We start from the raw sequence: 23783 nt of genomic DNA on the forward strand, positions 1-23783 counted from the left end.
CTGTCTACTCCAGATCCATGTCCAGCCAGCCTTCTGTTTCACATCGGGACAGCCGTGCGGTAACGGATTGCCAGCGTTCACTTTGACGCAACACATCGCGCGACAGGAACTGTCTGCCGTGCATGCGCGCCAGCCGCAGCTGTGCGGCAGGATTGTTATAATCCGTTAACGATTCGACCACCTCAAGCGCATGCCGCGGCTGGTTGCACACCAGCACCATGTCGCAACCTGCCTCCAGCGCGAGTTGCGCACGTTGCGGGTAATCACCTGCCCACCCGGCGCCGCCCATGCTCAGGTCATCGCTGAAAATCACGCCCTGAAAGCGCATGGCGTCGCGCAGTATGCCGGTCAGCCAGCGCCGCGAAAAGCCTGCCGGCTGACTGTCGACCTGTGGATACAGCACATGCGCCACCATGACGCTGTTCATGCCATTCCGCGCCAGTCGTGCGAACGGCACCAGGTCCTGTAACTCCAGATCCGCCAGCGTGCGTTGATCTTCCGGCAGACCAAGGTGCGAGTCGACCGCTACGCCGCCGTGTCCGGGAAAATGTTTGCCCACACTGGCCATGCCCGCTTCACGCATGCCCCGCTGATAGGCCTGTGCCAGTTCACTGACCGCATCCGGGTCGCGATGAAAGGCGCGATCACCGATCACAGCGGAGACACCAAGATCCAGGTCCAGTACCGGCGCAAAACTCAGGTCGACACCGACAGACAATACCTCACTGGCCATCAGCCATCCCGCTTGCTCCGCCAGCGCCAGTGCCGCAGCAGGGTTTTCATCATACAAACCGGCAAACACGCCAACCGGGGGCAAGCGGAAAAACCCGTCACGGAAACGCTGCACACGCCCGCCTTCCTGGTCCACGGCAACCAGCAAGGGAGGCTGGCGCACGGCGTGAATATCAGCCGCCAGTTTTACCACCTGCTCCGGTGATTCATAATTGCGACTGAACAGGATCACGCCACCCACAGCCGGGTGCTGGAGGATTTCACGTTCCTCCGCCTGCAGTTCCAGCCCCTGCACGTCCAGCATGACCGGTCCCATGCTCACTGTCCTGTCCCCTGTTTGCGCAGACCGGAGCGCACATCCAGCCAGTCGCGTAATTGATCACCGAGCAGATTGACACTCAATACCACCAGCAGTAGCGCCAGGCCCGGCGCCAGCACCAGGTGCGGCGCCACCAGCATGTAACGTACGCCATCACGAATCATACTGCCCCAGGAGGCATCCGGTGGCTGTACCCCGAGCCCCAGAAACGACAGGCCGGATTCGGCAATCACCACCGCCGCCACGCCAAACGTCGCCTCCACCACCAGTGGCGCACTGATCAGCGGTAACAGGTGGCGCCGTATGATACCTGAAGTGCGCGTGCCCAGCGCCTGTGCGGCCAGCACATGTTCGCGTTGCCTGAGCGACAGGACCTGCGCACGCGCCAGCCGTGCGTAGCCTACCCAGCCGACCAGTGTCAGTGCAAACACCAGGTTATCGATACCCGGTCCGAGCAGGCCGGCCAGTGCAATGGCCAGCAGGATTCCCGGGAATGCCATGAACACATCGATGACCAGCACCAGCAGGCGCTCGACCATGCCACCGTACCAGGCGGCAATACTGCCGATCAGTACGCCGAATACCAGCGACAGACTGACAACCAGCAATGCCACCCGGAACGATACCGAAGCACCGACCAACAACCGGTCGAGTACCGGTCGTCCCAGGTCATCTGCGCCCAGCCAGTGTTCGGCGTCCGGCGCTTCGAGAATATCCGGCAAGGCAATCTGCTCCGGGTGCAACGGCAACCACTGTCCACCCAGCGCAACCAGCGCCCAGCTCAGCAGCACCAGCACGGCAACACGGCGAATCACCCGGTCTGCCCCAGCCGTATACGTGGGTCGGCTTTTACATACAGCAAATCCGTTACCAGGTTGACGAACACATAACTCGCACTGATCAACAGGACACATCCCTGTACCAGCGGGTAATCGCGGCGCTGGATCGACTCGATCAGCAAGGCGCCCACACCTGGCCAGTTGAACACCATCTCGGTCACCACCGCACCGCCGAGCAGGGCGCCCAGTTGCATCCCCAGTAATGTCAGTACCGGCAACCAGGCGTTACGCAAGGCGTGGCGCACCAGCACCTGCCGCGAAGCCAGTCCCTTGGCACGCGCAGTACGGATATAGTCATCGCCCAGCACTTCCAGCAGACTGCTGCGTATCATGCGCGACAACACGGCTGCCAGGCCGGTACCGAGCGTAATGGCAGGCAGCACAACCGAAAGCGGTCCCTCCCGCCCACTCACCGGAAACCAGCCAAGGCCCAGCGAGAAAACCATCACCAGCAATGGCCCAAGCCAGAAGTTGGGAATGGAAACACCCAACAGGGAAAAACCCATGGCGCTACTGTCCCAGACACTGCCCTTGCGTGCCGCTGCCAGCAGACCGAGCGGCAAGGCAACCAGCAGCGCCACCAGAAACGCCAGTGCCGAAAGTTCCAGTGTTGCACCAAACCGGTCCATCAGCAGTCTGAACACCGGCTCCTGGTAGTACAGCGAATGGCCCAGTTCCAGTGACAGGACGCCGCCCAGAAAACCCAGCCACTGCTCGGGCAGCGGCCGGTTCAGACCCAATGCATGTCGCAGTGCCTCGCTATCGGCGGCCGATGCCGACTCCCCGAGCATGACGGCAACCGGATCGCCCGGCACCCAGTGAATGAGAAAGAAGACCAGCGTGGTAACACCGAACAGCACCCATAAGGCGTTCACCAAACGGTAAGCCAGGTACGCCGGCATCAGGATGAAGAGGACTGCGATCCCGGGTTCTGGTAGACGTCATCGAGACCGTGGCAGGCAAAGCGGATGGTCTTGCCATCGGCCTGTTCCAGTTCATAGACCGGAAAACTGCCTTCAGCTGTTGTAACAATTTCATAGCCGGAAGCGAGTTCAGCAACCCAGCGCTCGGGACAACAGGAACCTAACCGCCGCCGGCCACGATCCAGCGGCACCACCGAGTTACCGTCAGGCACCGTGTCAGCGGCCTGCCGGAGATGTGTGACTTCGTTGATCAGCGCATCAACCCGGGCCGTCAGTGATTCGATCTGTTGTTCCAGCTCTGCCCGTTCCGGCTCCTCGACAACAGGCCCATCACGCGTTTCCGGTTGTCCCGCCGTTTTGTATTCCCCTGCCGGTGTCTGTTGCCCGACACCGGCCGCTGCACGGTAACGCTGCCAGAAGGTTTCCGCATCAATACTTTTCATGGCGCCGGATTCGAGCAGCAACTGGCTGGCCAGCGAACCGATGTCACGGGCCGCCGCCGATTCCGGGCTGTCAATACTCACGGCCTGCTGCCGGAGCACGGCCGTCTGCATGCGTGCGTCTTCCTGGACCAGCCCCAGCAAAGGTAATTTGAGCTTCAGGTAGAAGTCGACAACTTCTCTGAACTTGTCGTAAGTATGTCTTCCAACCGAATGATTTCTCGAGTGATTGACAATGACCTGTATCTGCCCCTGATACTGTTCTGCGTATAGCAGTTTCAGCATCGCATAGGCGTCAGTCATGGACGTGGGTTCCGGCGTGATGACGATCAGCACTTCAGGACTGGCCAGGGACAGCGCCAGCACGTTACGCGCAATGCCCGAGGACGAGTCAATCAGCACAAAATCGTAGCGCTGTAAATCCTGCATGGCATCCGCCATGCGGTCGATCTGCACAGGCGTCAACGCTGTCATACGTTCGGAGCCGGAACTGCCAGGGATGATGTCCACCCCCTGAACATCGCGCAATAGCACCTCATCGAGCGACAGACCCGAAACAATCATGTCTTCGAGGGTATGCAGCGGTTGCAGGCGCAACATGACATTGACGTTGGCCAGGCCCCAGTCCGCATCAAGCAGGCACACGCGTTTGCCGCGCTGCGCCAGCTGCATGGCGAGGTTGACGGCAATGCTCGTTTTACCAACACCGCCCTTGCCACTGGTAATGGAAATGAATCGCGTCATACAACCGGTCCAGGCGCCCTGGCCTGCCCCCCAACGTCGGTTTTTATGACGAAATCATACCATACGAACCGGGCGGGATCAGTCTTTCCGGCAACCCGTGTCGTGCTCTTTTATGAGCACCGGGAAGCCGGGCGTGACTGACGCGAACAAGGCGATAACATCGGCATTATGCATGCGCACACAGCCATGCGAGGCCGGTACGCCAACCGGCTCCGTATCGGGGCAGCCATGGATATAGATAAACCGGCGCTGGGTATCAACGTCGCCGAGCCGGTTCAGGCCCGGCTCGCTTCCACACAGCCAGAGAATACGGCTGAGTATCCAGTCCCGCTCCGGGTTCAACCGTGCCAGTTCGGCGGACCACACCTCACCGGTTGGACGCCGGCCGACAAAAACCGTCCCTGGCGGGCAGCCGGCACCGATCATGGCACGGATGCGATGCCAGCCACGCGGCGTCTGCTCACTGCCCGATTGTTCACCGGCTCCATTCCGCGCGGTCGAAACAGGCCAGCTGCGGACACATTCATGCTGGTGGATCAGCTCAAGGCGCTGGTCTGCAAGACTGATTTCTATCCGCGAGGCCGGTAACCGTGTTTTGTTCGACATAGCAGCTGGTTTCCCGCGCACCCTTTAATTCCGGCCCAGTATACTGGATGCCGGCCTTCGCCGGCATGACGAATCGAGAGCGCTGCGCCAGGGCTGCCTTGTCACCTGCACGAGGGCATCGAAGTTACCGTCCGCCGCCAGGCGGTAACCCGTAATGTCATTACGCGCCGCGTAATACTGGCTTTCAAACCACAGCGGCACATAAGGCAGCTGCTCCAGCAGGCGCCGTTGCAATCGCCGGTACAGATCCGCCTGCCGCGACATATCCACCTGTTGCATGGCGGCATCAATCAACTGATCGACCTGTTTGTCGGAAAACCGGCCGCGGTTGGCCCCGGCCGGGGGCAAGGAAACGCTGTGAAAGGCATAGCGAAAGATATCCGGCGACTTGATACCCACCCAGGCAAGACTGTAAAGCTGAAACCTTCCCGCCTTGATATCACCAAACAAGGTTCCCCAGTCATAACTGCTGACCGCCACCTGGATACCGGCTTCCGCCAGTTGTTGTTGCAGAATGGTTGCCAGGCGGATGCGGAATGGATCACTTGAGGTCTTGTACACGAGGCGCAGCGGATTTTCTTCACCATAGCCTGCTTCGCGCAACAGCTGACGGGCACGCGGCAGGTCACGCTCGATCAATGGCAGTTCAGCACCCGCCCAATGCTCCGGTGGAAGCAAAGCCGAGGCCTTGCGCGCCGCGCCCCGGAACACATAGCGGATAATAGCGTCACGGTCGATGGCCAGTGCAACAGCACGCCTTACCGCCAGCTTCCCGGTAGCGGCATCCTGCATCTGGAAACCCAGGTAGGAAAAATTACTGCCCGGGCGACGTGCTACCTGTATCGCCCGATGATCATCCAGCCAGTCCAGCAGTTCGGGCGGCAGATCGTTCTGCAGCAGATCAACCTCTCCACGCAGTAACTTCAAGACACGCATGGTTGGATCGCGCACCTGTTCAAATACCAGCCGTTGTCCGTCAGACACCCGCTCCAGCTCAAGCCGGCCGGCCTGCGGCCAGGCGACAAAACGAAATGGCCCACTGCCGAGCGGCGTGTGGTGCAGCGGCTGCCCGGCATCTATGACAGCCTTCGGCACGATCCCCACTGTCATCCAGGCGGGAAACAGCGGCGCAGGCCGATCAAGAAAAAAATCCACGGTATCGGCATCGACCACCTCGATGCGCCGGATCAGTTTCAGTGTGCCGTAATGCGGCGAAGCCGTGGCGGGGTCCAGCACGGACCGATAGGTGGCGGCGACGTCTTTCGCTTCCAGTCGCGTACCGTCATGAAATTCCCGCCCCTGATTCTGCAGAAAGAAACGGTAATGCGCGGGGCCGGGACGCTCCCAGCGCGCCAGTGAAGGCACCGGGCGATACTGTTCATCAAAGTCGACCAGCCGCGCATAGAGCAAACGGTTGATACGTTCGGATGTTGCATCCGTGGCATAACGGGGGTCCAGGCCGGAAGGTACTGTCGCCAGTGCAAAACGAATTGCCCCGCTGTCAGGTTGCACATCGCAGCCTGCCAGCCAGAACGCAAGACCCAGCATCAACAGATATCTTGTCACGTGCTACAGGGCTGCCTGGCGGGATTCATTTTTTAGCCTTCCAGTGGTTTCAGCAAGCTGGATACCGGCCTGCGCCGGTATGACGTAAGGGACCCCGGTTCAAGACGTAAGGAATCCCGGTTCAACGGGAGCCCCACAGACATTGTACCCCTGATATTGAACTGGCGTGAATGATGGTTCAGTATGCGCACTGTAACCTATTTTAATGGCAGGGAAGTCAGCGACAACACACCGATGCAGGATATCAAACAAGCTGTTTCCACCCGACTGGCCATTCTTGATCAATCCGGACATTCTGCTCCGGACAGGAGGATGCATGAAGCAGTACAGCGGCAGTTTCAATAAACGTTCGCGCCTGTTAAAACCCCCTTCACTGGGTGAATCATCGAACAACCGTCTCCGTGCGCTGGATGCAGGCAGTCTGCCCGAACACCTGCAATCCGTACTCCAGATACAGAATGACTTTTTCCCCTGTTTCGACTGGACCTTCCCGCCGCCGTTGCTGAGCACCCACACGCCGCCGGCATCAGCCGAAGCGCTGTTTTCAAGCCCTTCCGTCGAACCCGGTCGCTACAGCCTGTACCTGCATGTGCCGTTTTGCAAAACCCTGTGCAGTTTCTGCTACTACACCGTTCTGCCGGGACGCGGTATCGAACAGTCCACACAGTACCTCGCGTACCTGATCCGGGAAATGGATCTCTATGCGCCCGTGTTACAGGGAGAATGGTGTGAATCCATCTATATTGGCGGGGGTACACCGACTTACCTTGACGAATCACAGCTGGTCACCCTGATCCAGGCGCTGCGCGAACGCTTCCACCTGCTGGAAGATGCCGAAATCAGCATTGAAGCCGCGCCCGGCACCTTGTCCCCATCGAAACTGGAAACCCTGAAACAACTCGGCGTAAACCGCCTCAGCTACGGCATACAGACACTCGACGAAGCCCTGCTGGCAACGATGAACCGACACTACAAGGTAAGCGAGGCAGAGCACGAACTCGAACTGGCGCTGGATATTATCGGCAACATCAATGTCGACACCATGTACGGCTTCGAGAATGAACCCGATGACGCACTGACCCGCACCCTGCAGCGCTTTCATGAACTGGGCATTCCCAGCCTGTCCATCTACGCCCTGGACAGCCAGCGTATTCGCAAGGGGAAATCCCTGCTGGGACCCCCGCGCGATGAACAGTACGAGTACAAGATCGATACCTTCTCACGCGCCCGCGGTCTGCTCGACAGGCTGGGCTATGCGCCGGTGCTGCAAAATGTCTTCGTACAACCGGGCCGTGGCAGCTACCGGCACCAGACAAGGCGCTGGGACAATCTTCCACTGGTCGCCCTTGGGGTATCCGCACAGGGCTATGCACCGCGCATGCCCTACCAGAATGTCGGGGCACTCAAGCCTTACTACCAGCTGCTCGATGACGCCAGACTGCCAATCGCAACCGTGGACCCACTGACAGCAGAAATGGAACTGATCCGTGAGGTTTCCAGCCGCCTGCGTTTTACCGAGGTCAACTTCGGCATCGTCCGGCAAAAGTATGGTGTCGACCTGGACTATGTGTTCGGTGACCTGATCGCGGCGCTGCTGAAACTGGGTTATCTACGGCGCGATGGCGATGCGCTCGCCATGACCGGCAAGGCGGCTTACTACAACAACATTATTCCCATGCTGTTTGCCCCGGATGCATTCAAACAGCAACTGCTTTCCCTGCCGGAGGAATACCTGGACGAGTACCCGGTGCCCCGGGTGATGGTTCGGGCAGGCTGCACCCAGAGTGCCGCCATGCAAGTACAGCCGATGTCCACACCGTCAGCATCCGGTTAATAGCGGCCACGTGTACACTGTAGCAGGCGTACCCGAAGCCGGCGAAAATCATCGGCTTCAGCCCGGTCTGCCAGCACAATTGCCGTCACCCGGCGAAACCGTCCAACGCGAAAGCGTACGGCAGCAAGGTGTACCGTCACATAGCAGGGCTGACACAGTGCAGCCCTGCACCAGCCACTCGCGGTACGCACTTTCCAGCCGCTGTCTTTCTCCCAGTACAGGGCCTGTACGGCATGACGTGCCCGGGGCCGCACATGAAGACGTTGCAGGCGCCGGAACTGGCCCAGCAGAACAGCAATAACCAGCGCCTGAAAAAGCAGCGACAGCGGGAGCATCAGCCAGGCTGTAACAGCTGCCAGGTGCAGCGCGGTCAACACTTTCAGCAGCCGTGGCGAATCGCCAAGATCAAGGCGAAGCGGACGATCGAATCTGTTGCACAAGTCGGGCGACATCCTTGTCGGTGGGTTGTATACGCCCCATCATCCATTCCAGCAGGACGGCATCGGGGTAATCGAGCAATGCATCAAAACGTTGCGTGGCATCGGCGTCCAGTTGCGCGTAGCCGTGATCGAGAAAATCCCGCAACAGCAGGTCGAGTTCCAGCATGCCGCGCCGGCACTTCCAGCGCAGTCGCGCCAGCTCACTCACAGCGAGCGCTTGACCATCAGCGCCTTGATGTGGCCAATGGCACGCGTCGGGTTCAGGTTCTTGGGACACACCTCGACACAGTTCATGATGGTGTGACAGCGGAACAGGCGGAACGGACCTTCCAGGTCATTCAGGCGTTCCTCGGTAGCCTGGTCGCGCGAATCCGCCAGGAAACGCCACGACTGCAACAGGGCCGCCGGGCCAAGGAACTTGTCCGGGTTCCACCAGAACGAGGGACAGGATGTGGAACAACAGGCGCACAGGATGCACTCGTATAAACCGTCGAGCCTCTCGCGCTCCTCCGGGCTTTGCAGCCGCTCTACTTCCGGCGTAGGGTCGTCATTCGTGAGGTAAGGCTTTACGGTGCGGTACTGCTTGTAAAACTGTGACAGATCCACAATCAGGTCACGTACCACCGGCAGCCCCGGCAGTGGACGAACTTCCACCGGCTGTTTGAGTGTTGCCAGCGTCGTAATACAGGCCAGCCCGTTACGGCCATTAATATTCATACCATCGGAACCACACACACCTTCCTGGCAGGAACGCCGAAAGCTCAGACTCTGATCCTGTTCTTTCAGCAACAACAGGGCATCCAGCAGCATCATACCAGGCTCGATCCTGTCCTCCGCCAGTTCGTAGTCCTGCATATAGGGCCTGGCGTCCTGGTCGGGATCGTAACGGTATATGGAAAATTTCATATCAGTAGGTCCGTTTCTTTGGCGGGAAGCTGTCTACGGTTAACGGCTTCATACGTACCGGTTTGTAGTCCATTTTGTCGCCGTCGAGTGAAAACAGACTGTGGCGCATCCAGCGCGCATCGTCACGTTCAGGGTAGTCGATGCGTGAATGGGCGCCGCGGCTTTCGGTACGCGCCAGCGCCGAGACCACCGTCGCCACACCGATCTCCACCAGGTTCTCCAGTTCCATGGCCTCGATACGTGCGGTATTGAACACCTGGCTATGATCATCGATACAGGCGTCACGGAGGCGTTCACGAATCTCCAGCACCTTGTCCCGACCCTGTTGCAGAACTTCTTCGTTACGGAACACACTGCAGTGGTCTTCCATGATTTTAGCCAGCTCCCGGCGCAAGGCGGGCACCGATTCTCCCCTGCCCTGCCGGTTCCAGCGCGTCAGACGTTCCATGGCGGCATCACCGGCACCTTCCGGAATCGGCCGGTGATAGCGTTGTTCTGACAGGTGCCCGATGATGTGGTTGGCGGCAGCGCGTCCGAACACCAGGATATCCAGTAGCGAGTTGCCACCCAGACGGTTGGCGCCGTGTACCGACACACAGGCGCATTCGCCGACCGAGTAAAGCCCCGGCACCGGCTCTTCGGCGCCCTGCTGCACCGGCACCACCACCTGGCCGTAGCGGTCGGTCGGGATGCCGCCCATGGTGTAGTGCGCCGTTGGAAATACGGGGATCGGGGTTTCCGCCGGGTCGATGTGCAGGAAGGTCATGACCGTATCGCGGATGCCCGGCAGGCGTTTTTTAACAATATCTGCACCGAGATGATCCAGTTTGAGCAGTACATGGTCCTTGTTCGGTCCCACACCACGCCCTTCACGCACTTCGGTGGCGATGGCGCGACTGACCACGTCGCGACTGGCAAGATCCCTGGCATTGGGCGCATAACGTTCCATGAAACGCTCGCCATCGGCATTCAGCAGGTAACCGCCTTCGCCACGCACGCCTTCGGTAATCAACATACCCTTGCCGGCGATGCCGGTCGGGTGGAACTGGAAAAACTCCATGTCCTGCAGCGGGATGCCGGCGCGCAGCGCCATGGCCATACCGTCACCGGTATTGACCAGCGCATTGGTATTGGTACGAAACAACTGCCCGGCACCGCCGGTCGCCAGCAACGTGGTCTTGGCCTCGATCAGGATCGGCTCACCGGTCGCGATCTCAATGGCCAGCGCACCAAGAAAATAACCGTCCTGGTCCTTGATGAGGTCAATGGCAAAATATTCGTCGAAGAAATGGGTTTTGGCACGAATATTCTGCTGATACAGCGAATGCAGAATGGCATGCCCGGTGCGGTCTGCCGCCGCGCAGGTACGCGCCGCCTGTTCACCACCGAAATTACGGCTCTGGCCACCAAAGGCCCGCTGGTAAATACGCCCGGTATCCAGCCGCGAGAACGGCACACCGAAATGCTCCAGTTCGTAAACCACCCGCGGCGCGGCACGACACATATATTCAATGGCATCCTGGTCGCCGAGATAATCACTGCCCTTGACGGTATCGAACATGTGCCAGTGCCAGTTGTCCGGCACCACGTTGGCCAGCGCGGCATTGACACCACCCTGCGCCGCTACGGTATGTGAGCGCGTGGGAAACACCTTGGACACCACCGCGACACGCGCATCGGCCTGGGAAAGCTGCAGCGCAGCCCGCAGCCCGCCACCACCGGCGCCAATGATCAGCGTATCAAAACTGCGTTTGGGTATGGAACTCATCATTTATCCCGTGGATGCCAGTGCTGCAAGGTTCAGGGCGCGTAATATCCATAACAGGCTGCCAAGTAACAGCAGTGCGGTCCCCGCCATGAACACCAGGCGCAACCAGACCGCGTGAATATAATCAATCAGTACATCGCGAACGCCAACCCAGACATGCAGCAGCACGGCGAGAATAAACAGTACCGTTGCCACGCTCATCACTGGCTGACTCATCCAGGCGCGCCACGCGGTGTAATCCCAGTCGCCGTGGAGCAGGAATATAACCAGCACCGTGAGAAAATAAACCGCGAGATAGACCGCCGTGAAACGCTGCAACAGCCAGGCGCGAAGACCTTGAGCGGCACGACTCACAGCTGGCTGACCAGGTAGATGGCGACCAGCAACAGTGCGCCAAAATTCACCACCCGGGCAGTTGCCCGCGCCGGCCCCCTGTCAACGCCGATATCGGCATCCAGCAGCAGATGGCGAATGCCTGCCAGCAGATGATGGCTCAACGACCAGACCAGCAGCAGCGCCAGTAATCGCAGCGGAGGGGTGTGCAGCCAGCTCACAGCCTGACGGAAGCCTTCCTCGCTGCCCAGTGACAGCCCGAACAGCCAGGCAAGGAAGGGGATGGAAAGAAACATGAGCACACCGGAAATCCGGTGCCCGATAGAGGCGATGCCACCCGGTGGCAGCTTGATGGCCAGTAGATTGAGAAACCTGGGCGCTGCTTTTTGTTTTGCCATGAAATCGACTAACCCTGTCTTTCGAGTTTTATACCACCTGACCGAATGAATCGCCAGTTTTTGTGTGGCTGACATCACGGGACAGATTGACTACCATTCACCGCACACTTTCTGGATACCCAAGAGCCATGATCCCTGACTGGAAAAACTTTCTCGAAAAAGCCGGCGCCGAATTCGACGATTATGGTGTGGCCCACTACGGAAACCTGCGCCGCGAGCTGAGCGTTGCACTGACCGGCAATATCTTTGCCGACCTCTCGCACTACGGACTGGTTTCAGTTCACGGCGAAGACGCCGCGGAATTCCTGCTCGGCCAGTTCACCAATGATCTTCGCGAGGTCGATGAACAGCACAGCCAGTACAGCGGTTACTGCAATGCAAAAGGGCGGCTGCTGGCCACCTTCCGGGTTTTCCGGCGTGGAGACAGCTATTACCTGAGTCTGCCGACGGAAATGCTGGATTCCCTGATCAGCAAACTGCGCATGTTCGTGTTGCGATCGAAAGTCACCCTGGAGGAAACCAGCGATACCTTCGTTCACCTCGGTGTATCCGGTGAAACCGCCGCTGCCGACCTGGAAAAGGCCTTCGGTGCGCTACCCGGGAAAGTCCATGATGTTGTCCATAGCGAAGATGGCCTGGTGATACGTGTACCCGGTATTCGTCCCGGTTATGAAGTCTTTACCAGCATCGAGCAAGCCACCGTGCTATGGGATGCGCTTAACGTCCACAATGCCCCGGTTGGCGCCGATGCCTGGCAATTACTGGACATCGAGGCCGGTATACCGATGATTTACCCGCAAACCCGTGAAGCCTTTGTCCCGCAAATGGTCAACCTGCAGCTGGTCGATGGCGTCAGTTTCCGCAAGGGATGCTATCCAGGCCAGGAAATCGTGGCGCGCATGCAGTACCTTGGCAAGCTGAAACGGCGCATGTACCGGGCGCGCATCGACAGCAAGGAGAGCCCCCGACCCGGCGACGAAATATTGCCCGACACCGAAGGCGCCCAGAGCGTCGGGAAACTGGTATCGGCCGCGCCACACCCGGATGGCGGCTTCGTGGTACTCGTGGTGCTGCAGATCGCCAACGCAGAATCCGACAGCCCCAACCTGCACCTCGGCGCCAGTGACGGGCCGGCACTCGAGATCGAGCCCCTCCCCTACCCCTTCCCCGCCGAGGAGTAGGGTATATACCTGACTTCAATAATCCGCGCCTGGCGTCGCTACACACAAGGATGGTCCGCATAACCGGAAAGGAACCTTCATGGAACCGGAAAACGTTTTTGTTAAAGAGCTGATCGACGACCTGGAAAGCGGGCAACTGCAGCTCCCCACCCTGCCCGAGGTTGCCCTGAGGGTGCGGGATGTTGTGGATGACGAACAGGCCAATGCCCACCAGATCGCAGAGATTATTGCCCAGGATGCCGCCCTGTCGGCACGCCTGATACATGTTGCAAACTCCCCGCTCTACCGGGGGCGCAATGAAATCGACCGTCTCGATATGGTCGTCGCACGCCTTGGCAACAAGCTGGTGCGCAACCTGGTGACCAGCCAGGTCATGAAGCAGATGTTCCAGGCCACCCATGACGCGGTCGACACGCACCTGCGCGCTGTTTGGGAACACAGCGTACAGGTGGCGGCCATCGCGCGCGTACTGGCAGGCCAGTGCGCCGGGATTTCTCCCGACCAGGCCATGCTCGCCGGCCTGCTGCACGATATCGGCACCCTGCCGATCCTGTACCGTGCCGAGGAACGTTCCGAGTTACTGGAAACGCCGGGACTGCTTGACCACCTCATATCCAGTTTGCATACCCGGGTCGGTGGCGCCATTCTCAGGCACTGGAAATTCCCTGAGGCACTTGTGGCAGTTGCCGGGCAACATGAGGATCTGTCACGAAGTCACGACGGCGGAGCTGACCTGGTGGATGTCGTGCAAGTTGCCAATCTGCAGAGTCACATGGGCACGGAGCACAGGCTGGGCAATATCGACTGGACCCAGGTGGCCGCATTCCAGCAACTGGGGATGGACGATGACGTGGAAGAGATCGAACTGACGGATCGTGTCGAGGAACTCGAGGAAATCCAGGATCTTTTTGTGTAATTACATGATGTTAGTGCATATATTTCAGGCACAGGACAAGCTTTCTGATGCGCCGCGTCTTGTTCCGGGCTTTACACCGGGAACTGCCGGCAAGCGCCACACCCCCGATACACGCTATTTATAATTTTTTTCTGTAAATCAACCATTAAGCCTCCGTGGAATCGGCCGATCCTGAACATAATCCTGAGGTCATACCGGCCTTGTAGTGTGGAGAGATTATGCGTCCAGCGTCGGACGGCAATACCCGGAACCGAATCCGGGAACTCGAGGACCTGCTTCAACAGAAGGAGGCCGAGCTTGCGTTACTGAACGAAATTGCGGAAATCGTGGCCAGCGAGGAAGGCCTGGATGCGGCATTCACACGTATTGCCGAACGGGCACGAAACCTGCTCGACGCAAAAACCATCATGATCCCCCTGCTTTCACCGGATCAGACCCATTACACCTACCGGGCAGCAGCCGGCCTGAATGCCGATGAGCTTACTGGCGCCGAACTCCCCATTGAAGTCGGCTTATGTGGCTGGGTGCTGCGCCACCACAAACCCTGGTGGCGTGGAACACTGGACAGCCTAGAGGAAAATGAACGCAACTACTGGGAGAAACAGGCCGGTAACATCATCCTTGTGCCACTGGTCGGGAAACGCCGCTTTCTTGGAGGCATCGCCGCCATTGACAAGCAGGATGACAGTGACTTTACCGAGCACGATCTCGAACTGCTCGCCATGTTCTCGCGACAGGTCGGGTTCGCGGTCGAAAACGCCATGTACGTCGAGGAATTACAGATCGCCACCGAACGTACGGAAACCTTCCGCAGGCAACTTGAGCAGAGTAACCAGCAACTGCAAAGAACCAACGAAGAACTGGAACACCTGGCGCTGCATGACCCGCTCACCGGACTGCCCAACCGGTCACTGGTTATCGATCGCGTGCACCAGGCCATTCTGACGGCGCGCCGCAACCAGGAACCCATGGCACTGCTGATGCTCGACCTGGACCACTTCAAGGAAGTCAACGACACCCTCGGACACCTTGTCGGCGACAAGCTGCTGATGCGGGTTGGCGAACGCTTTCAGAGCAGCCTGCGCGAACCGGATACACTGGGCCGGCTCGGGGGCGATGAATTTGCCGTAGTCCTGCCCCGCGCCGGTCAGGAAGATGCCATGATCGTAGCCGGCAAATTACAGGATGCGCTGCGCCGCCCGGTTGATATCGACCAGAACAGTTTTTCGGTCGCGGCCAGCATCGGGATTGCCATCTACCCGGAACATGGCCCGGATCCTTCCAGTCTGCTGCGTAGCGCAGATATTGCCATGTACGTCGCCAAGCGTGCACGCAATGAATTTACTGTCTATCAGCCCGAGCATGACACCTACAACCCGGACCACCTTTCCCTGTTGCGCGACCTGCGGGAAGCTATCCGACAGGGCCACATAGGCGCCGCCTTCCAGCCAAAACTGGATTTGCGCAGTGGCGCCATCGTGGGCGTGGAAGCACTGGCACGCTGGCACCACCCGGAACGAGGCGATGTCCCGCCCTATGAATTTATCCCGATTCTGGAACAAACCGGCCTGATCAAACCCTTTACCCTGCAGATCCTGGAAAAGGCTGTCGACTACTGCACACAGTGCCGGCAACAGGGTATGGAATTCACGGTTGCCGTCAACCTGTCCATGCATAACCTGCGCGATGACAAGTTACCCGAGCAGATCGACGAAATCATCAGGCGCTATGACTTTGACCGGAACCAGCTGATACTGGAAATCACCGAAAGCGCCATCATGCACGATCCGGAACACAGCCTTGGCATACTCGAACGCCTGGATGAAATGGGACTGAAACTTTCTGTAGACGATTTCGGCACAGGCTATTCATCGTTGAGTTATCTAAAGCGCCTGCCGGTCAGCCAGCTAAAGATCGATCGATCTTTCGTAAAGGACATGATAAGGGACGAAGACGATGCCATGATCGTCCGCTCCACCATCGAACTGGCGCACAACCTGGGCCTGATTACGGTAGCCGAAGGCGTTGAAGACGAGCCGACACTGCAGCGGCTGCGCGAACTGAAATGCGACATGGCGCAGGGCTTCCTGATCAGCAGACCGCTCAGCCCGGACAACCTGTTCCGGTATATGACATCCAGCCCGTGGATGGCGCGTCCCGTCACGCTACCGTCGACTGACGGAGACTAACCCTGCCGTCAGGGACGCATGTGCGGGAACAACAGCACGTCGCGTATCGACGGTGAATCCGTAAACAGCATCACCAGGCGGTCAATACCGATACCCTCGCCCGCCGTTGGCGGCATACCGTGTTCCAGCGCGCAGACGTAGTCTTCGTCATAGTGCATGGCCTCATCGTCACCGGCTTCCTTTTCCTCGACCTGCTTTCTGAAACGTTCGGCCTGGTCTTCCGGGTCATTCAACTCCGAAAATCCATTGGCGATTTCACGCCCGCCGACAAAAAATTCAAAGCGGTCTGTGACAAACGGATCGTCATCATTACGCCGTGCCAGTGGTGATACCTCGGTCGGGTAGGCGGTGATAAAAGTCGGGTCTTTCAACCGGTGTTCCACGGTTTTCTCGAAAATCTCGATCTGCACCTTACCCAGGCCATAACTGTCCTTGATCGGGATCTCCAGTGCCCCGGCCACCTTGCGCGCGGCTTCCAGGTCATCGATTTGTGCCGCTTCAAGGTCGGGGTTGAAATGCAGAATGGAATCCCTGACCGTCATACGTGTGAAGGGTCGGCCAAAGTCGTAACTCTCGCCCTGGTATTCCAGCACCGTATTAGCAAGGATATGTTGCGCCATGTTGCGCAGCATTTCCTCGGTGATATTCATCAGGTCGTGATAATCCGCATAGGCCTCATAGAATTCGAGCATGGTGAATTCCGGGTTATGCCGTGTTGAAAGCCCTTCGTTGCGGAAATTACGGTTAATCTCGTAAACCTTCTCGAAACCACCGACCACCAGGCGCTTCAGGTACAACTCCGGTGCGATACGCAGGTACAACTGCATATCCAGTGCGTTGTGGTGTGTGGTAAAAGGTCGTGCGGTAGCACCACCGGGAATCACCTGCATCATGGGTGTTTCAACTTCCAGGAAACCCCGATGGTTCAGGAACTCGCGGATAAACTGCACAATGCGCGAACGGATAATAAAGGTATTGCGTGAGTCCTCGTTCATGATCAGATCGAGGTAACGCTGACGATAGCGGATTTCCTGGTCGGTCAGGCCATGAAATTTTTCCGGCAACGGGCGCAATGACTTGGTCAGGATACGTAATGCATCGACCTTGACGGACAGCTCACCGGTGCGCGTCCTGAACAATACACCCTCGGCCGAAATGATGTCGCCGATATCCCAGCCCTTGAAGGCCTGGTAGCGCCCTTCGGGCAGATTGTCGCGCTGCACGAACAATTGAATGCGCCCCGACATATCCTGTATGTGTGCAAAGCTGGCCTTGCCCATCACCCGCTTGCCCATCATGCGACCCGCTACCTTGACGCGTACCGGGTTGGCTTCGAGTTCGGCTTCATCCATAGCATCGTACTGCGCGTGCAGTTCGGCGGCCAGTGCATCACGGCGGAAATCATTGGGAAAAGCAATACCCTGCTCGCGCAGTTGCCTGAGCTTCTGGCGGCGCTGGGCAATGAGTTTATGTTCGTCCTGTTCTTCAGTCATGATGCTCTGCTTTATGGGTAAGGTTACAGGCCGCTCTTGAGACTGGCCTCGATAAAGACATCCAGGTCGCCGTCCAGCACGGCCTGCGTGTTGCCGGTTTCCACGTTGGTGCGCAAGTCCTTGATACGCGACTGGTCGAGTACGTAGGAGCGGATCTGGCTGCCCCAGCCGATATCGGACTTGCTGTCCTCGACCTGTTGCTGGCTGGCATTGCGTTTCTGGATTTCCAGTTCGTACAGCTTCGCCTTGAGTTGCTTCATGGCGGTGGCGCGGTTCTTGTGTTGCGAACGGTCGTTCTGGCACTGCACCACAATACCGCTGGGTTCATGGGTAATACGCACGGCTGATTCTGTCCGGTTGACGTGCTGGCCACCGGCGCCACTGGCGCGGTACACGTCGACACGCAGGTCGGCCGGGTTGATCTCGATATCGATATCGTCGTCGACTTCCGGTGACACGAACACCGCGGCAAACGAAGTATGCCGGCGGTTGCCCGAATCAAACGGCGATTTGCGCACCAGCCGGTGCACACCCGTTTCCGTCCGCAGCCAGCCGAACGCATAGGGCCCGCTGATCTTCACTGTGGCACTCTTGATGCCAGCCACCTCACCAGGCGACAGCTCGATAATTTCCGCAGAAAAATCGTGGCGCTCGGCCCAGCGTAAATACATACGCAACAGCATATTGGCCCAGTCCTGCGCCTCGGTGCCACCGGAACCCGCCTGGATATCGAGGAAGGCGTTATTGGCATCCATTTCACCGGAGAACATGCGCCGGAACTCCAGTGCCGCGACACGGGATTCCATATCGGCCAGGTCACTGATGACGGCCTCAAGGGTTTCCTCGTCATTCTCTTCAACGGCCATGGCCAGCAGATCCTCGGCGTCCTGCAGACCGCTTTCCAGCGAGCCCAGTGTATCGACCACTTCTTCCAGGCGCGCGCGTTCACGCCCGAGTTGTTGTGCACGCTCCGGGTCGTTCCAGACGTCGGGTTCCTCGAGTTCGCGCTGGATTTCTACCAGCTGTTCGCGCTTGTTGTCGTAGTCAAAGATACCCCCTCAGCGTCCTTGAACGCTCGCGAAGATCCTTGATCTGGTTGACGACGGGATTAACTTCCAAAACCACTCCTGCTGCCACTGCGGCCTGTCAGACAAAAACGCGAATCATACCGGGTATTAACGTCGCTGAATATCAACGAGACGATGATTATCATCAACACGAATCAGAAAGGTCCCGTGCACGCCCTCGGCGGTCACGAACTTGCGCAGCGACAGGGCCGGGAACTGTACGCTTCGGCCTTGCGTGTCCCGCGCAATGATACTGTGGGCCTCGCCACGGTACATGCGCTGGTACGCCTGCGCGCTGATATTGAGGGTGACGGTATAGACTTGATGGTCGGGCATTTATCTTATAGCACACATTAAGTATATATTTTTACTTACTGTTAGTAAACGTTATATTTGAACTTTCTGACGACTCCTTCGTACCGGCTTCCAGCCACTCGACCACCAGCTGCAAATTCAACATACCACGGTACTCATTCGTGTCCAGCCGGTAAACGGCGCGCACAAGCGCCCCCTTTTCGGGAACATAACGCTCGACCTGGCCAAAGGCGATCGCATCGATACCCGCGCCACCATCACGGGGACGCAACGACAGTTTGAGATGACGCTCGCCCACAATCCGCACCGACAACACCTGAAAAATGCCATCGAAGAGGGGTTCGGGGAAGCCCTGCCCCCAGGGCCCTGAATCACGAATCAACTCCGACAATTCCAGATTGAAGTCATCGGGCTGCAGTTCGCCGTCTGTTTCGAGCACACCGGTCAACGCCGCTTCATCGAGTTGTGTTTCCAGTTCGGCAACAAAGGCCCGGCGAAAATCGTCAAGACGGTCTGCATCCAGCGACAGGCCTGCTGCCATCGCGTGCCCGCCGAATTTATTCAGCAAGCCGGCATGCCGTGCTGCAACCGCATCCAGCACATCGCGGATGTGCAGCCCGGGAATGGAGCGTGCGGAACCCTTGATTTCACCGGCGCCGGCATCGGCAAATACGATCACAGGCCGGTGAAACTGTTCCTTGATCCGCGAAGCCAGTATCCCGATCACACCCTGGTGCCAGTTCGCATCGTACAGGCAGAAACCGGCTGGCAGGTCATCGCTGTCGAGCTGCATGGCATCGAGGTACTGTACCGCATCCGCTTTCATGTCCGCCTCGATTTCGCGGCGTTCCCGGTTAAGCGCATCGAGCTGCTGCGCCAGTTGTTTTGCGCGTTGTGGCGAATCACTCAGCAAACACTCGATACCCAGCGACATATCGTCCAGGCGTCCGGCGGCATTCAGCCTCGGGCCTGCGGCAAAACCGAAATCAGAGGCAACGACACGTGACGGATTGCGGCCCGCGATTTCCAGCAATGCGCGGATACCGGGCCGACACTGTCCGGCGCGAATGCGTGACAACCCCTGCCTGACCAGTAGCCGGTTGTTACGATCCAGCGGCACAACATCTGCCACCGTACCCAGCGCAACCAGGTCAAGGTATGCCGCGAGATTGGGTTCTTTCAACGACTGCCGGGCGAACCAGCCTGTCTCGCGCAAGTGGCGTCTCAATGCCATCATCAGGTAGAAGGCCACACCAACACCGGCAAGCGCGCGGGACGGAAAGCTGTCACCCGGCTGGCTCGGGTTGATGATCGCGTCTGCCGCCGGCAGCTCGTTCCCCGGCAAGTGATGATCCGTTACCAGTACACGGATGCCCGCTTCCCGGGCACGCGCCACCCCTTCGATACTCGATATACCATTGTCTACCGTGATCAGCAGATCCGGCCTGTCGGCCAATGCCACCTCGACAATAGCGGGGGTGAGCCCGTAACCGAAGCGGAACCGGTCCGGCACCAGGTAATCGACATGGGATGCCCCCATCTCGCGCAACGCAGCCACCACCAACGCGCTGCTGGTGGCGCCGTCGGCATCGAAATCCCCGACCACCAGGATGCGTTGTTGCTGGCGCAGGGCTGTCTCAAGCAGTGCTGTCGCCGCACCCATACCTTTCAGCTGGTCCGGGGCGTGCAGGTCTGCCAGCCCCAGCTCAAGCTCGGCACCACTGGCCTGGCGCGCCGCGTAAATACGCCTCAGCAACGGGTGCAACATGACAGCGGAAGGCTGTGCGGAATCCCTCGGCACAACGCGAAGCCGTATGTTTTTTTCGGCTGTCCTGACCGGCACGCTATTTACCCAGGCGCATTCGGTAATGGCTGCGACTGCGCCAGAAGGACAGCAGGTCACGGCGTGTCAGCGGGTAGCGGAAACCGTCGAGTGGAATCAGCTCCAGGTACCGCAACTTTCCTTTCGCCAGCGCGCCCAGCATTGGCGTGAACCAGTCACGCTCAAGCTGTTCGAGTTGTTCGCACCAGTGCTGGATATCGCCGCAACAGGCCGCCGCTTCGAGGACAGCGAGATCGACAAGAACATGATCATGATTCCCGGGCAGACATGCAGACCGATTGACCGGGCTGGCTTGCGGCACACGGTGGAGCCTCGCCAGACCGGACAACACACTGCGCGCAGTCTGAACCAGTGAATACCCGGCACGGCCCGCAACGGGCATTGCCCCCCCGCCCCACAGCCACAACCCGTTAATCAGCGGCTGGCCACGGGTGGCGCGCCGCTGATTGACCTTGTGCCCGTGCAGCACCATCTGGCATTCATTAATGCGACGCAGCCAGCGTTCGGCGCCCTCCCCGGTCGGCAAACAGGCGCTGACCGGTTGACCCAGCACATTCGACAGCGACCAGGTTGCCGGAACCGCAACGGGGTCACTATGACAAACATACCAGCGGTCGGCAGCTGCAACGTGCAGCTCCCAGCCTTCGTCTTCGAGCCAGGGACGGACAGCCTCCGCCAGCATTTTTCCTTCCTCTTCAAGGAGGCCGGCAGATACCGCGGCAAACAACACCAGCCCACGGCTATCGGCACGCAGGTGTACGGGGTCGAGTCGGAAACAGATGCCGGACGGCGCTTCCGCAAAGTCGGCCAGATACCCGAGTGGCGCTGCCGGTGCCGGGTCTGCCGCAACATCGAACAGCGCACAGGCAGCACTGTCAATATCCGTGCAGGGAAACAGCATGCGTTGGCTGCGGCTCAGCCAGCGCGACAGTGACGGCGCACCGGGGAAAATAGCCTCGGCATAACCGCTGAAGTCAGCGGCCAGGCCCGGTACCAGCAGGCTGACGGATCGGGTCAGCTGAGATTACTCACTATGGCTTCGCGCACCGGACCGAGCTCGGCGTCGACCGTGAGAACGCCTTCGGTGCACTGGCTGATGGCCGTGTCCGGGTCTTTCAGACCGTGGCCGGTCAGGGTGCAGACAATGGAACTGCCTTCAGGGATCTTGCCGCTGCTGATATCGCGCATGGCACCGGCCAGCGAGGTGGCCGAAGCCGGCTCGCAGAAAATACCTTCTTTTTCGGTCAACAGTTTCTGTGCGGCGAGTATTTCGGTATCGGTGCATTCGTCAAACCAGCCTTCGGATTCCTCGCGCACCTTCCATGCCTTGTCCCAGGACTGCGGATGACCGATGCGGATGGCGGTGGCCACCGTGTCCGGGTTATCGACCATTTCGCCGCGCAGGAACGGTGCCGCGCCGGAGGCCTGGTAACCCACCATCTTCGGCCGGTTGTTGACGATGCCGTGCTCGAAGTATTCGCTGTAACCCATCCAGTGTGCAGTGATATTACCGGCGTTACCGACCGGCAGGCAGTGAAAGTCCGGCGCACGTTCCAGTTCCTCGACAATTTCAAAGGCGGCGGTCTTCTGCCCCTGCAGGCGGAACGGGTTGATGGAATTCACAATCGTTACCGGTGTATTCTCACCGACTTCCTTGACCAGCTGCATGCCCTCGTCGAAGTTACCGCGGATCTGCAACACCACGGCGCCGTGAATCATCGCCTGCGCCAGTTTACCCAGCGCAATCTTGCCTTCCGGGATCAACACGAATGCCGTGATGCCGGCACGCGCGGCATAAGCCGCGGCAGAAGCCGAGGTGTTACCCGTCGAAGCACAGATCACCGCCTTGCTGCCTTCCTCGACCGCCTTGGTCACCGCCATGGTCATACCACGGTCCTTGAACGAACCGGTCGGGTTCAGGCCCTCGTACTTGACATAGATGTCCACATCCTTGCCCAGCTCGCGCGGGATATTGCTGAGGCGAATCAGTGGTGTGTTGCCCTCGCCGAGACTGATAAGGCGGGTGTCGTCGTGGACGGGAAGGCGGTCGCGGTATTTGTCGATCAGACCGGTATAGCGTTGACGGAATGGCATGTTGGTTACCTGTTAAAAAGAATTCAGTATTCGTCATTGCGGGCAAAGCGCAGCAATCTGCCCGGGCGAGTGCCAGACTGCGGGAGATTGTTTCGCCTTGCTCGTCATGACATGAAATATCCCGGGCGCTTACTCACTACCCAGATGCTCGACACGAATCCGTGTCACCGCACCTTCAATCGTATCCAGCGCTTCAATCTGCGCAATGGCCGCATTCATCTGCTTCTCACGCACACGGCGGGTGAGCAATATGATGGCGACCTTCTCTTCGCCTTCCGGCGGTTCCTTCTGGATGACCGCCTCGATACTGATACCGCCATCACCGAGTATGCGCGCCACATCCGCCATGACACCGGGACGATCTGCGGCGCACAGGCGCAGGTAATACGCGGTTTCAACATCATCCATGGGCAAAATTGGCAGGTCGGACAGTGCATCCGGCTGAAAGGCCAGGTGCGGTACACGATTTTCCGGATCAGCCGTCAGCGTGCGGGTGACATCCACCAGGTCGGCGACCACGGCGGAAGCCGTCGGTTCCGCACCGGCGCCGGCACCGTAATAAAGCGTCGGGCCAACTGCATCGGCATGAACCAGCACCGCGTTCATCACCCCGTCCACGTTGGCGATCAAACGCCTCTCGGGGATCAGCGTGGGGTGTACGCGCAACTCGACACCCGCCGCGGTGCGACGGGTGACACCAAGGTGCTTGATGCGGTAGCCCAGCTGCTCGGCAAACGTCACATCCTCACGCGTAATCTTGCTGATACCCTCGGTATAGACCTTGTCGAACTGCAACGGGATACCAAACGCCAGCGAACCCAGGATGCACAGCTTGTG

23 protein-coding genes are annotated in these 23783 nt (G+C 59.0%); 4 read left to right on the forward strand and 19 right to left on the reverse strand.

Annotated elements, in window-relative coordinates; all coding sequences use genetic code 11:
• Nucleotides 1-4: 4 nt before the first annotated feature.
• The 6 genes from nagZ to ACW81B_RS03850 form a co-directional block, all read right to left on the reverse strand.
• Nucleotides 5-1054, reverse strand: coding sequence for a beta-N-acetylhexosaminidase (gene nagZ / locus ACW81B_RS03825; protein WP_491578885.1), 1050 nt, complete (start codon nucleotides 1052-1054; stop codon nucleotides 5-7).
• Nucleotides 1051-1866, reverse strand: coding sequence for an ABC transporter permease (locus tag ACW81B_RS03830; RefSeq protein ID WP_491578886.1), 816 nt, complete (start codon nucleotides 1864-1866; stop codon nucleotides 1051-1053). Before ACW81B_RS03830 ends, nagZ begins: the two co-directional genes overlap by 4 nt.
• Nucleotides 1863-2792: a nickel ABC transporter permease gene (gene nikB, locus ACW81B_RS03835; RefSeq protein WP_491578887.1), complete on the reverse strand. Its 930-nt coding sequence runs from the start codon at nucleotides 2790-2792 to the stop codon at nucleotides 1863-1865. The genes ACW81B_RS03830 and nikB overlap by 4 nt, the downstream gene beginning before the upstream one ends.
• Nucleotides 2792-3997: a MinD/ParA family protein gene (locus tag ACW81B_RS03840; protein ID WP_491578888.1), complete on the reverse strand. Its 1206-nt coding sequence runs from the start codon at nucleotides 3995-3997 to the stop codon at nucleotides 2792-2794. Before ACW81B_RS03840 ends, nikB begins: the two co-directional genes overlap by 1 nt.
• 78 nt (nucleotides 3998-4075) lie before the next feature.
• Nucleotides 4076-4603, reverse strand: a complete 528-nt coding sequence (locus ACW81B_RS03845) for a L,D-transpeptidase family protein (RefSeq protein ID WP_491578889.1) — start codon at nucleotides 4601-4603, stop codon at nucleotides 4076-4078.
• Between the two features lie 24 nt (nucleotides 4604-4627).
• The gene (locus tag ACW81B_RS03850; RefSeq protein ID WP_491578890.1) at nucleotides 4628-6169 is read right to left on the reverse strand and encodes an ABC transporter substrate-binding protein; all 1542 of its coding nucleotides are present in this window, start codon (nucleotides 6167-6169) and stop codon (nucleotides 4628-4630) included.
• A gap of 316 nt (nucleotides 6170-6485) precedes the next feature.
• Here ACW81B_RS03850 and ACW81B_RS03855 point away from each other — a divergent pair, with 316 nt between their 5' ends.
• Entirely contained in the window at nucleotides 6486-8003 is a 1518-nt protein-coding gene (locus ACW81B_RS03855; protein ID WP_491578891.1) for a coproporphyrinogen-III oxidase family protein, read from the forward strand.
• On the opposite strand, the gene ACW81B_RS03860 is transcribed toward ACW81B_RS03855, so the two are convergent.
• From ACW81B_RS03860 to sdhC, 6 genes are read right to left on the reverse strand one after another with little or no spacing between them, the layout of a single operon-like run.
• Nucleotides 8000-8443, reverse strand: a complete 444-nt coding sequence (locus ACW81B_RS03860; protein ID WP_491578892.1) for a protein YgfX — start codon at nucleotides 8441-8443, stop codon at nucleotides 8000-8002. The two genes, ACW81B_RS03855 and ACW81B_RS03860, sit on opposite strands and share 4 nt — an antisense overlap.
• Nucleotides 8409-8609, reverse strand: a complete 201-nt coding sequence (locus ACW81B_RS03865) for a succinate dehydrogenase assembly factor 2 (protein ID WP_491578910.1) — start codon at nucleotides 8607-8609, stop codon at nucleotides 8409-8411. Before ACW81B_RS03865 ends, ACW81B_RS03860 begins: the two co-directional genes overlap by 35 nt.
• A 38-nt stretch (nucleotides 8610-8647) precedes the next feature.
• Complete coding sequence (locus tag ACW81B_RS03870) at nucleotides 8648-9349, reverse strand: succinate dehydrogenase iron-sulfur subunit (RefSeq protein ID WP_491578893.1); 702 nt, start codon at nucleotides 9347-9349, stop codon at nucleotides 8648-8650.
• A gap of 1 nt (nucleotide 9350) precedes the next feature.
• Nucleotides 9351-11117, reverse strand: coding sequence for a succinate dehydrogenase flavoprotein subunit (sdhA, locus tag ACW81B_RS03875; protein ID WP_491578911.1), 1767 nt, complete (start codon nucleotides 11115-11117; stop codon nucleotides 9351-9353).
• Nucleotides 11118-11120: 3 nt separating this feature from the next.
• Complete coding sequence (sdhD, locus tag ACW81B_RS03880) at nucleotides 11121-11471, reverse strand: succinate dehydrogenase, hydrophobic membrane anchor protein (protein WP_491578894.1); 351 nt, start codon at nucleotides 11469-11471, stop codon at nucleotides 11121-11123.
• Nucleotides 11468-11848, reverse strand: coding sequence for a succinate dehydrogenase, cytochrome b556 subunit (gene sdhC, locus ACW81B_RS03885; RefSeq protein ID WP_491578895.1), 381 nt, complete (start codon nucleotides 11846-11848; stop codon nucleotides 11468-11470). The genes sdhD and sdhC overlap by 4 nt, the downstream gene beginning before the upstream one ends.
• Before the next feature lie 128 nt (nucleotides 11849-11976).
• Between sdhC and ygfZ the strand changes: the two genes are divergently transcribed.
• From ygfZ to ACW81B_RS03900, 3 genes are all read left to right on the forward strand, one after another.
• Nucleotides 11977-13029 carry a CAF17-like 4Fe-4S cluster assembly/insertion protein YgfZ gene (ygfZ, locus tag ACW81B_RS03890; RefSeq protein ID WP_491578896.1) on the forward strand — a complete coding sequence of 351 codons (1053 nt, stop codon included), beginning with the start codon at nucleotides 11977-11979 and terminating at the stop codon, nucleotides 13027-13029.
• Nucleotides 13030-13108: 79 nt separating this feature from the next.
• The gene (locus ACW81B_RS03895; protein WP_491578897.1) at nucleotides 13109-13945 is read left to right on the forward strand and encodes an HDOD domain-containing protein; all 837 of its coding nucleotides are present in this window, start codon (nucleotides 13109-13111) and stop codon (nucleotides 13943-13945) included.
• 218 nt (nucleotides 13946-14163) lie between these two features.
• Nucleotides 14164-16134: a putative bifunctional diguanylate cyclase/phosphodiesterase gene (locus ACW81B_RS03900; protein WP_491578898.1), complete on the forward strand. Its 1971-nt coding sequence runs from the start codon at nucleotides 14164-14166 to the stop codon at nucleotides 16132-16134.
• Between the two features lie 8 nt (nucleotides 16135-16142).
• On the opposite strand, the gene lysS is transcribed toward ACW81B_RS03900, so the two are convergent.
• From lysS to ACW81B_RS03935, 7 genes are all read right to left on the reverse strand, one after another.
• On the reverse strand, nucleotides 16143-17627 hold the full coding sequence (gene lysS / locus ACW81B_RS03905) for a lysine--tRNA ligase (RefSeq protein ID WP_491578899.1): 1485 nt from the start codon (nucleotides 17625-17627) through the stop codon (nucleotides 16143-16145).
• Nucleotides 17628-17650: 23 nt separating this feature from the next.
• Nucleotides 17651-18746, reverse strand: a protein-coding gene (gene prfB, locus ACW81B_RS03910; protein WP_491578900.1) for a peptide chain release factor 2 whose coding sequence is annotated in 2 segments (ribosomal slippage) — nucleotides 17651-18673 and nucleotides 18675-18746 — 1095 coding nt in all. Because the reading frame shifts where the segments join, the coding sequence is not laid out codon by codon here.
• A gap of 56 nt (nucleotides 18747-18802) precedes the next feature.
• Nucleotides 18803-19030: a DUF2835 domain-containing protein gene (locus tag ACW81B_RS03915; RefSeq protein WP_491578901.1), complete on the reverse strand. Its 228-nt coding sequence runs from the start codon at nucleotides 19028-19030 to the stop codon at nucleotides 18803-18805.
• Nucleotides 19031-19061: 31 nt separating this feature from the next.
• On the reverse strand, nucleotides 19062-20777 hold the full coding sequence (gene recJ, locus ACW81B_RS03920) for a single-stranded-DNA-specific exonuclease RecJ (RefSeq protein WP_491578912.1): 1716 nt from the start codon (nucleotides 20775-20777) through the stop codon (nucleotides 19062-19064).
• Between the two features lie 76 nt (nucleotides 20778-20853).
• Nucleotides 20854-21753, reverse strand: a complete 900-nt coding sequence (locus ACW81B_RS03925) for a hypothetical protein (RefSeq protein WP_491578902.1) — start codon at nucleotides 21751-21753, stop codon at nucleotides 20854-20856.
• Between the two features lie 113 nt (nucleotides 21754-21866).
• Nucleotides 21867-22946: a threonine synthase gene (thrC, locus tag ACW81B_RS03930; RefSeq protein WP_491578903.1), complete on the reverse strand. Its 1080-nt coding sequence runs from the start codon at nucleotides 22944-22946 to the stop codon at nucleotides 21867-21869.
• A 129-nt stretch (nucleotides 22947-23075) separates the two neighbouring features.
• Nucleotides 23076-23783, reverse strand: a 708-nt coding sequence (locus ACW81B_RS03935; protein WP_491578904.1) for a homoserine dehydrogenase, incomplete at its 5' end; no start/stop codon positions are given.

The organism is Thiogranum sp. (assembly GCF_058323355.1).

What these genes read in the sequence shown, in the direction of transcription:
- sdhC (WP_491578895.1), bottom strand. Translation starts at nt 11,848, where the DNA reads ATGGCAAAACAAAAAGCAGCGCCCAGGTTTCTCAATCTACTGGCCATC.
- sdhA (WP_491578911.1), bottom strand. Translation starts at nt 11,117, where the DNA reads ATGAGTTCCATACCCAAACGCAGTTTTGATACGCTGATCATTGGCGCC.
- thrC (WP_491578903.1), bottom strand. Translation starts at nt 22,946, where the DNA reads ATGCCATTCCGTCAACGCTATACCGGTCTGATCGACAAATACCGCGAC.
- ACW81B_RS03900 (WP_491578898.1), top strand. Translation starts at nt 14,164, where the DNA reads ATGCGTCCAGCGTCGGACGGCAATACCCGGAACCGAATCCGGGAACTC.
- recJ (WP_491578912.1), bottom strand. Translation starts at nt 20,777, where the DNA reads ATGTTGCACCCGTTGCTGAGGCGTATTTACGCGGCGCGCCAGGCCAGT.
- ACW81B_RS03865 (WP_491578910.1), bottom strand. Translation starts at nt 8,609, where the DNA reads ATGCTGGAACTCGACCTGCTGTTGCGGGATTTTCTCGATCACGGCTAC.
- ACW81B_RS03870 (WP_491578893.1), bottom strand. Translation starts at nt 9,349, where the DNA reads ATGAAATTTTCCATATACCGTTACGATCCCGACCAGGACGCCAGGCCC.
- ACW81B_RS03855 (WP_491578891.1), top strand. Translation starts at nt 6,486, where the DNA reads ATGAAGCAGTACAGCGGCAGTTTCAATAAACGTTCGCGCCTGTTAAAA.
- ygfZ (WP_491578896.1), top strand. Translation starts at nt 11,977, where the DNA reads ATGATCCCTGACTGGAAAAACTTTCTCGAAAAAGCCGGCGCCGAATTC.
- ACW81B_RS03925 (WP_491578902.1), bottom strand. Translation starts at nt 21,753, where the DNA reads ATGCTGTTTCCCTGCACGGATATTGACAGTGCTGCCTGTGCGCTGTTC.
- ACW81B_RS03840 (WP_491578888.1), bottom strand. Translation starts at nt 3,997, where the DNA reads ATGACGCGATTCATTTCCATTACCAGTGGCAAGGGCGGTGTTGGTAAA.
- ACW81B_RS03845 (WP_491578889.1), bottom strand. Translation starts at nt 4,603, where the DNA reads ATGTCGAACAAAACACGGTTACCGGCCTCGCGGATAGAAATCAGTCTT.
- nikB (WP_491578887.1), bottom strand. Translation starts at nt 2,792, where the DNA reads ATGCCGGCGTACCTGGCTTACCGTTTGGTGAACGCCTTATGGGTGCTG.
- ACW81B_RS03915 (WP_491578901.1), bottom strand. Translation starts at nt 19,030, where the DNA reads ATGCCCGACCATCAAGTCTATACCGTCACCCTCAATATCAGCGCGCAG.
- ACW81B_RS03895 (WP_491578897.1), top strand. Translation starts at nt 13,109, where the DNA reads ATGGAACCGGAAAACGTTTTTGTTAAAGAGCTGATCGACGACCTGGAA.
- lysS (WP_491578899.1), bottom strand. Translation starts at nt 17,627, where the DNA reads ATGACTGAAGAACAGGACGAACATAAACTCATTGCCCAGCGCCGCCAG.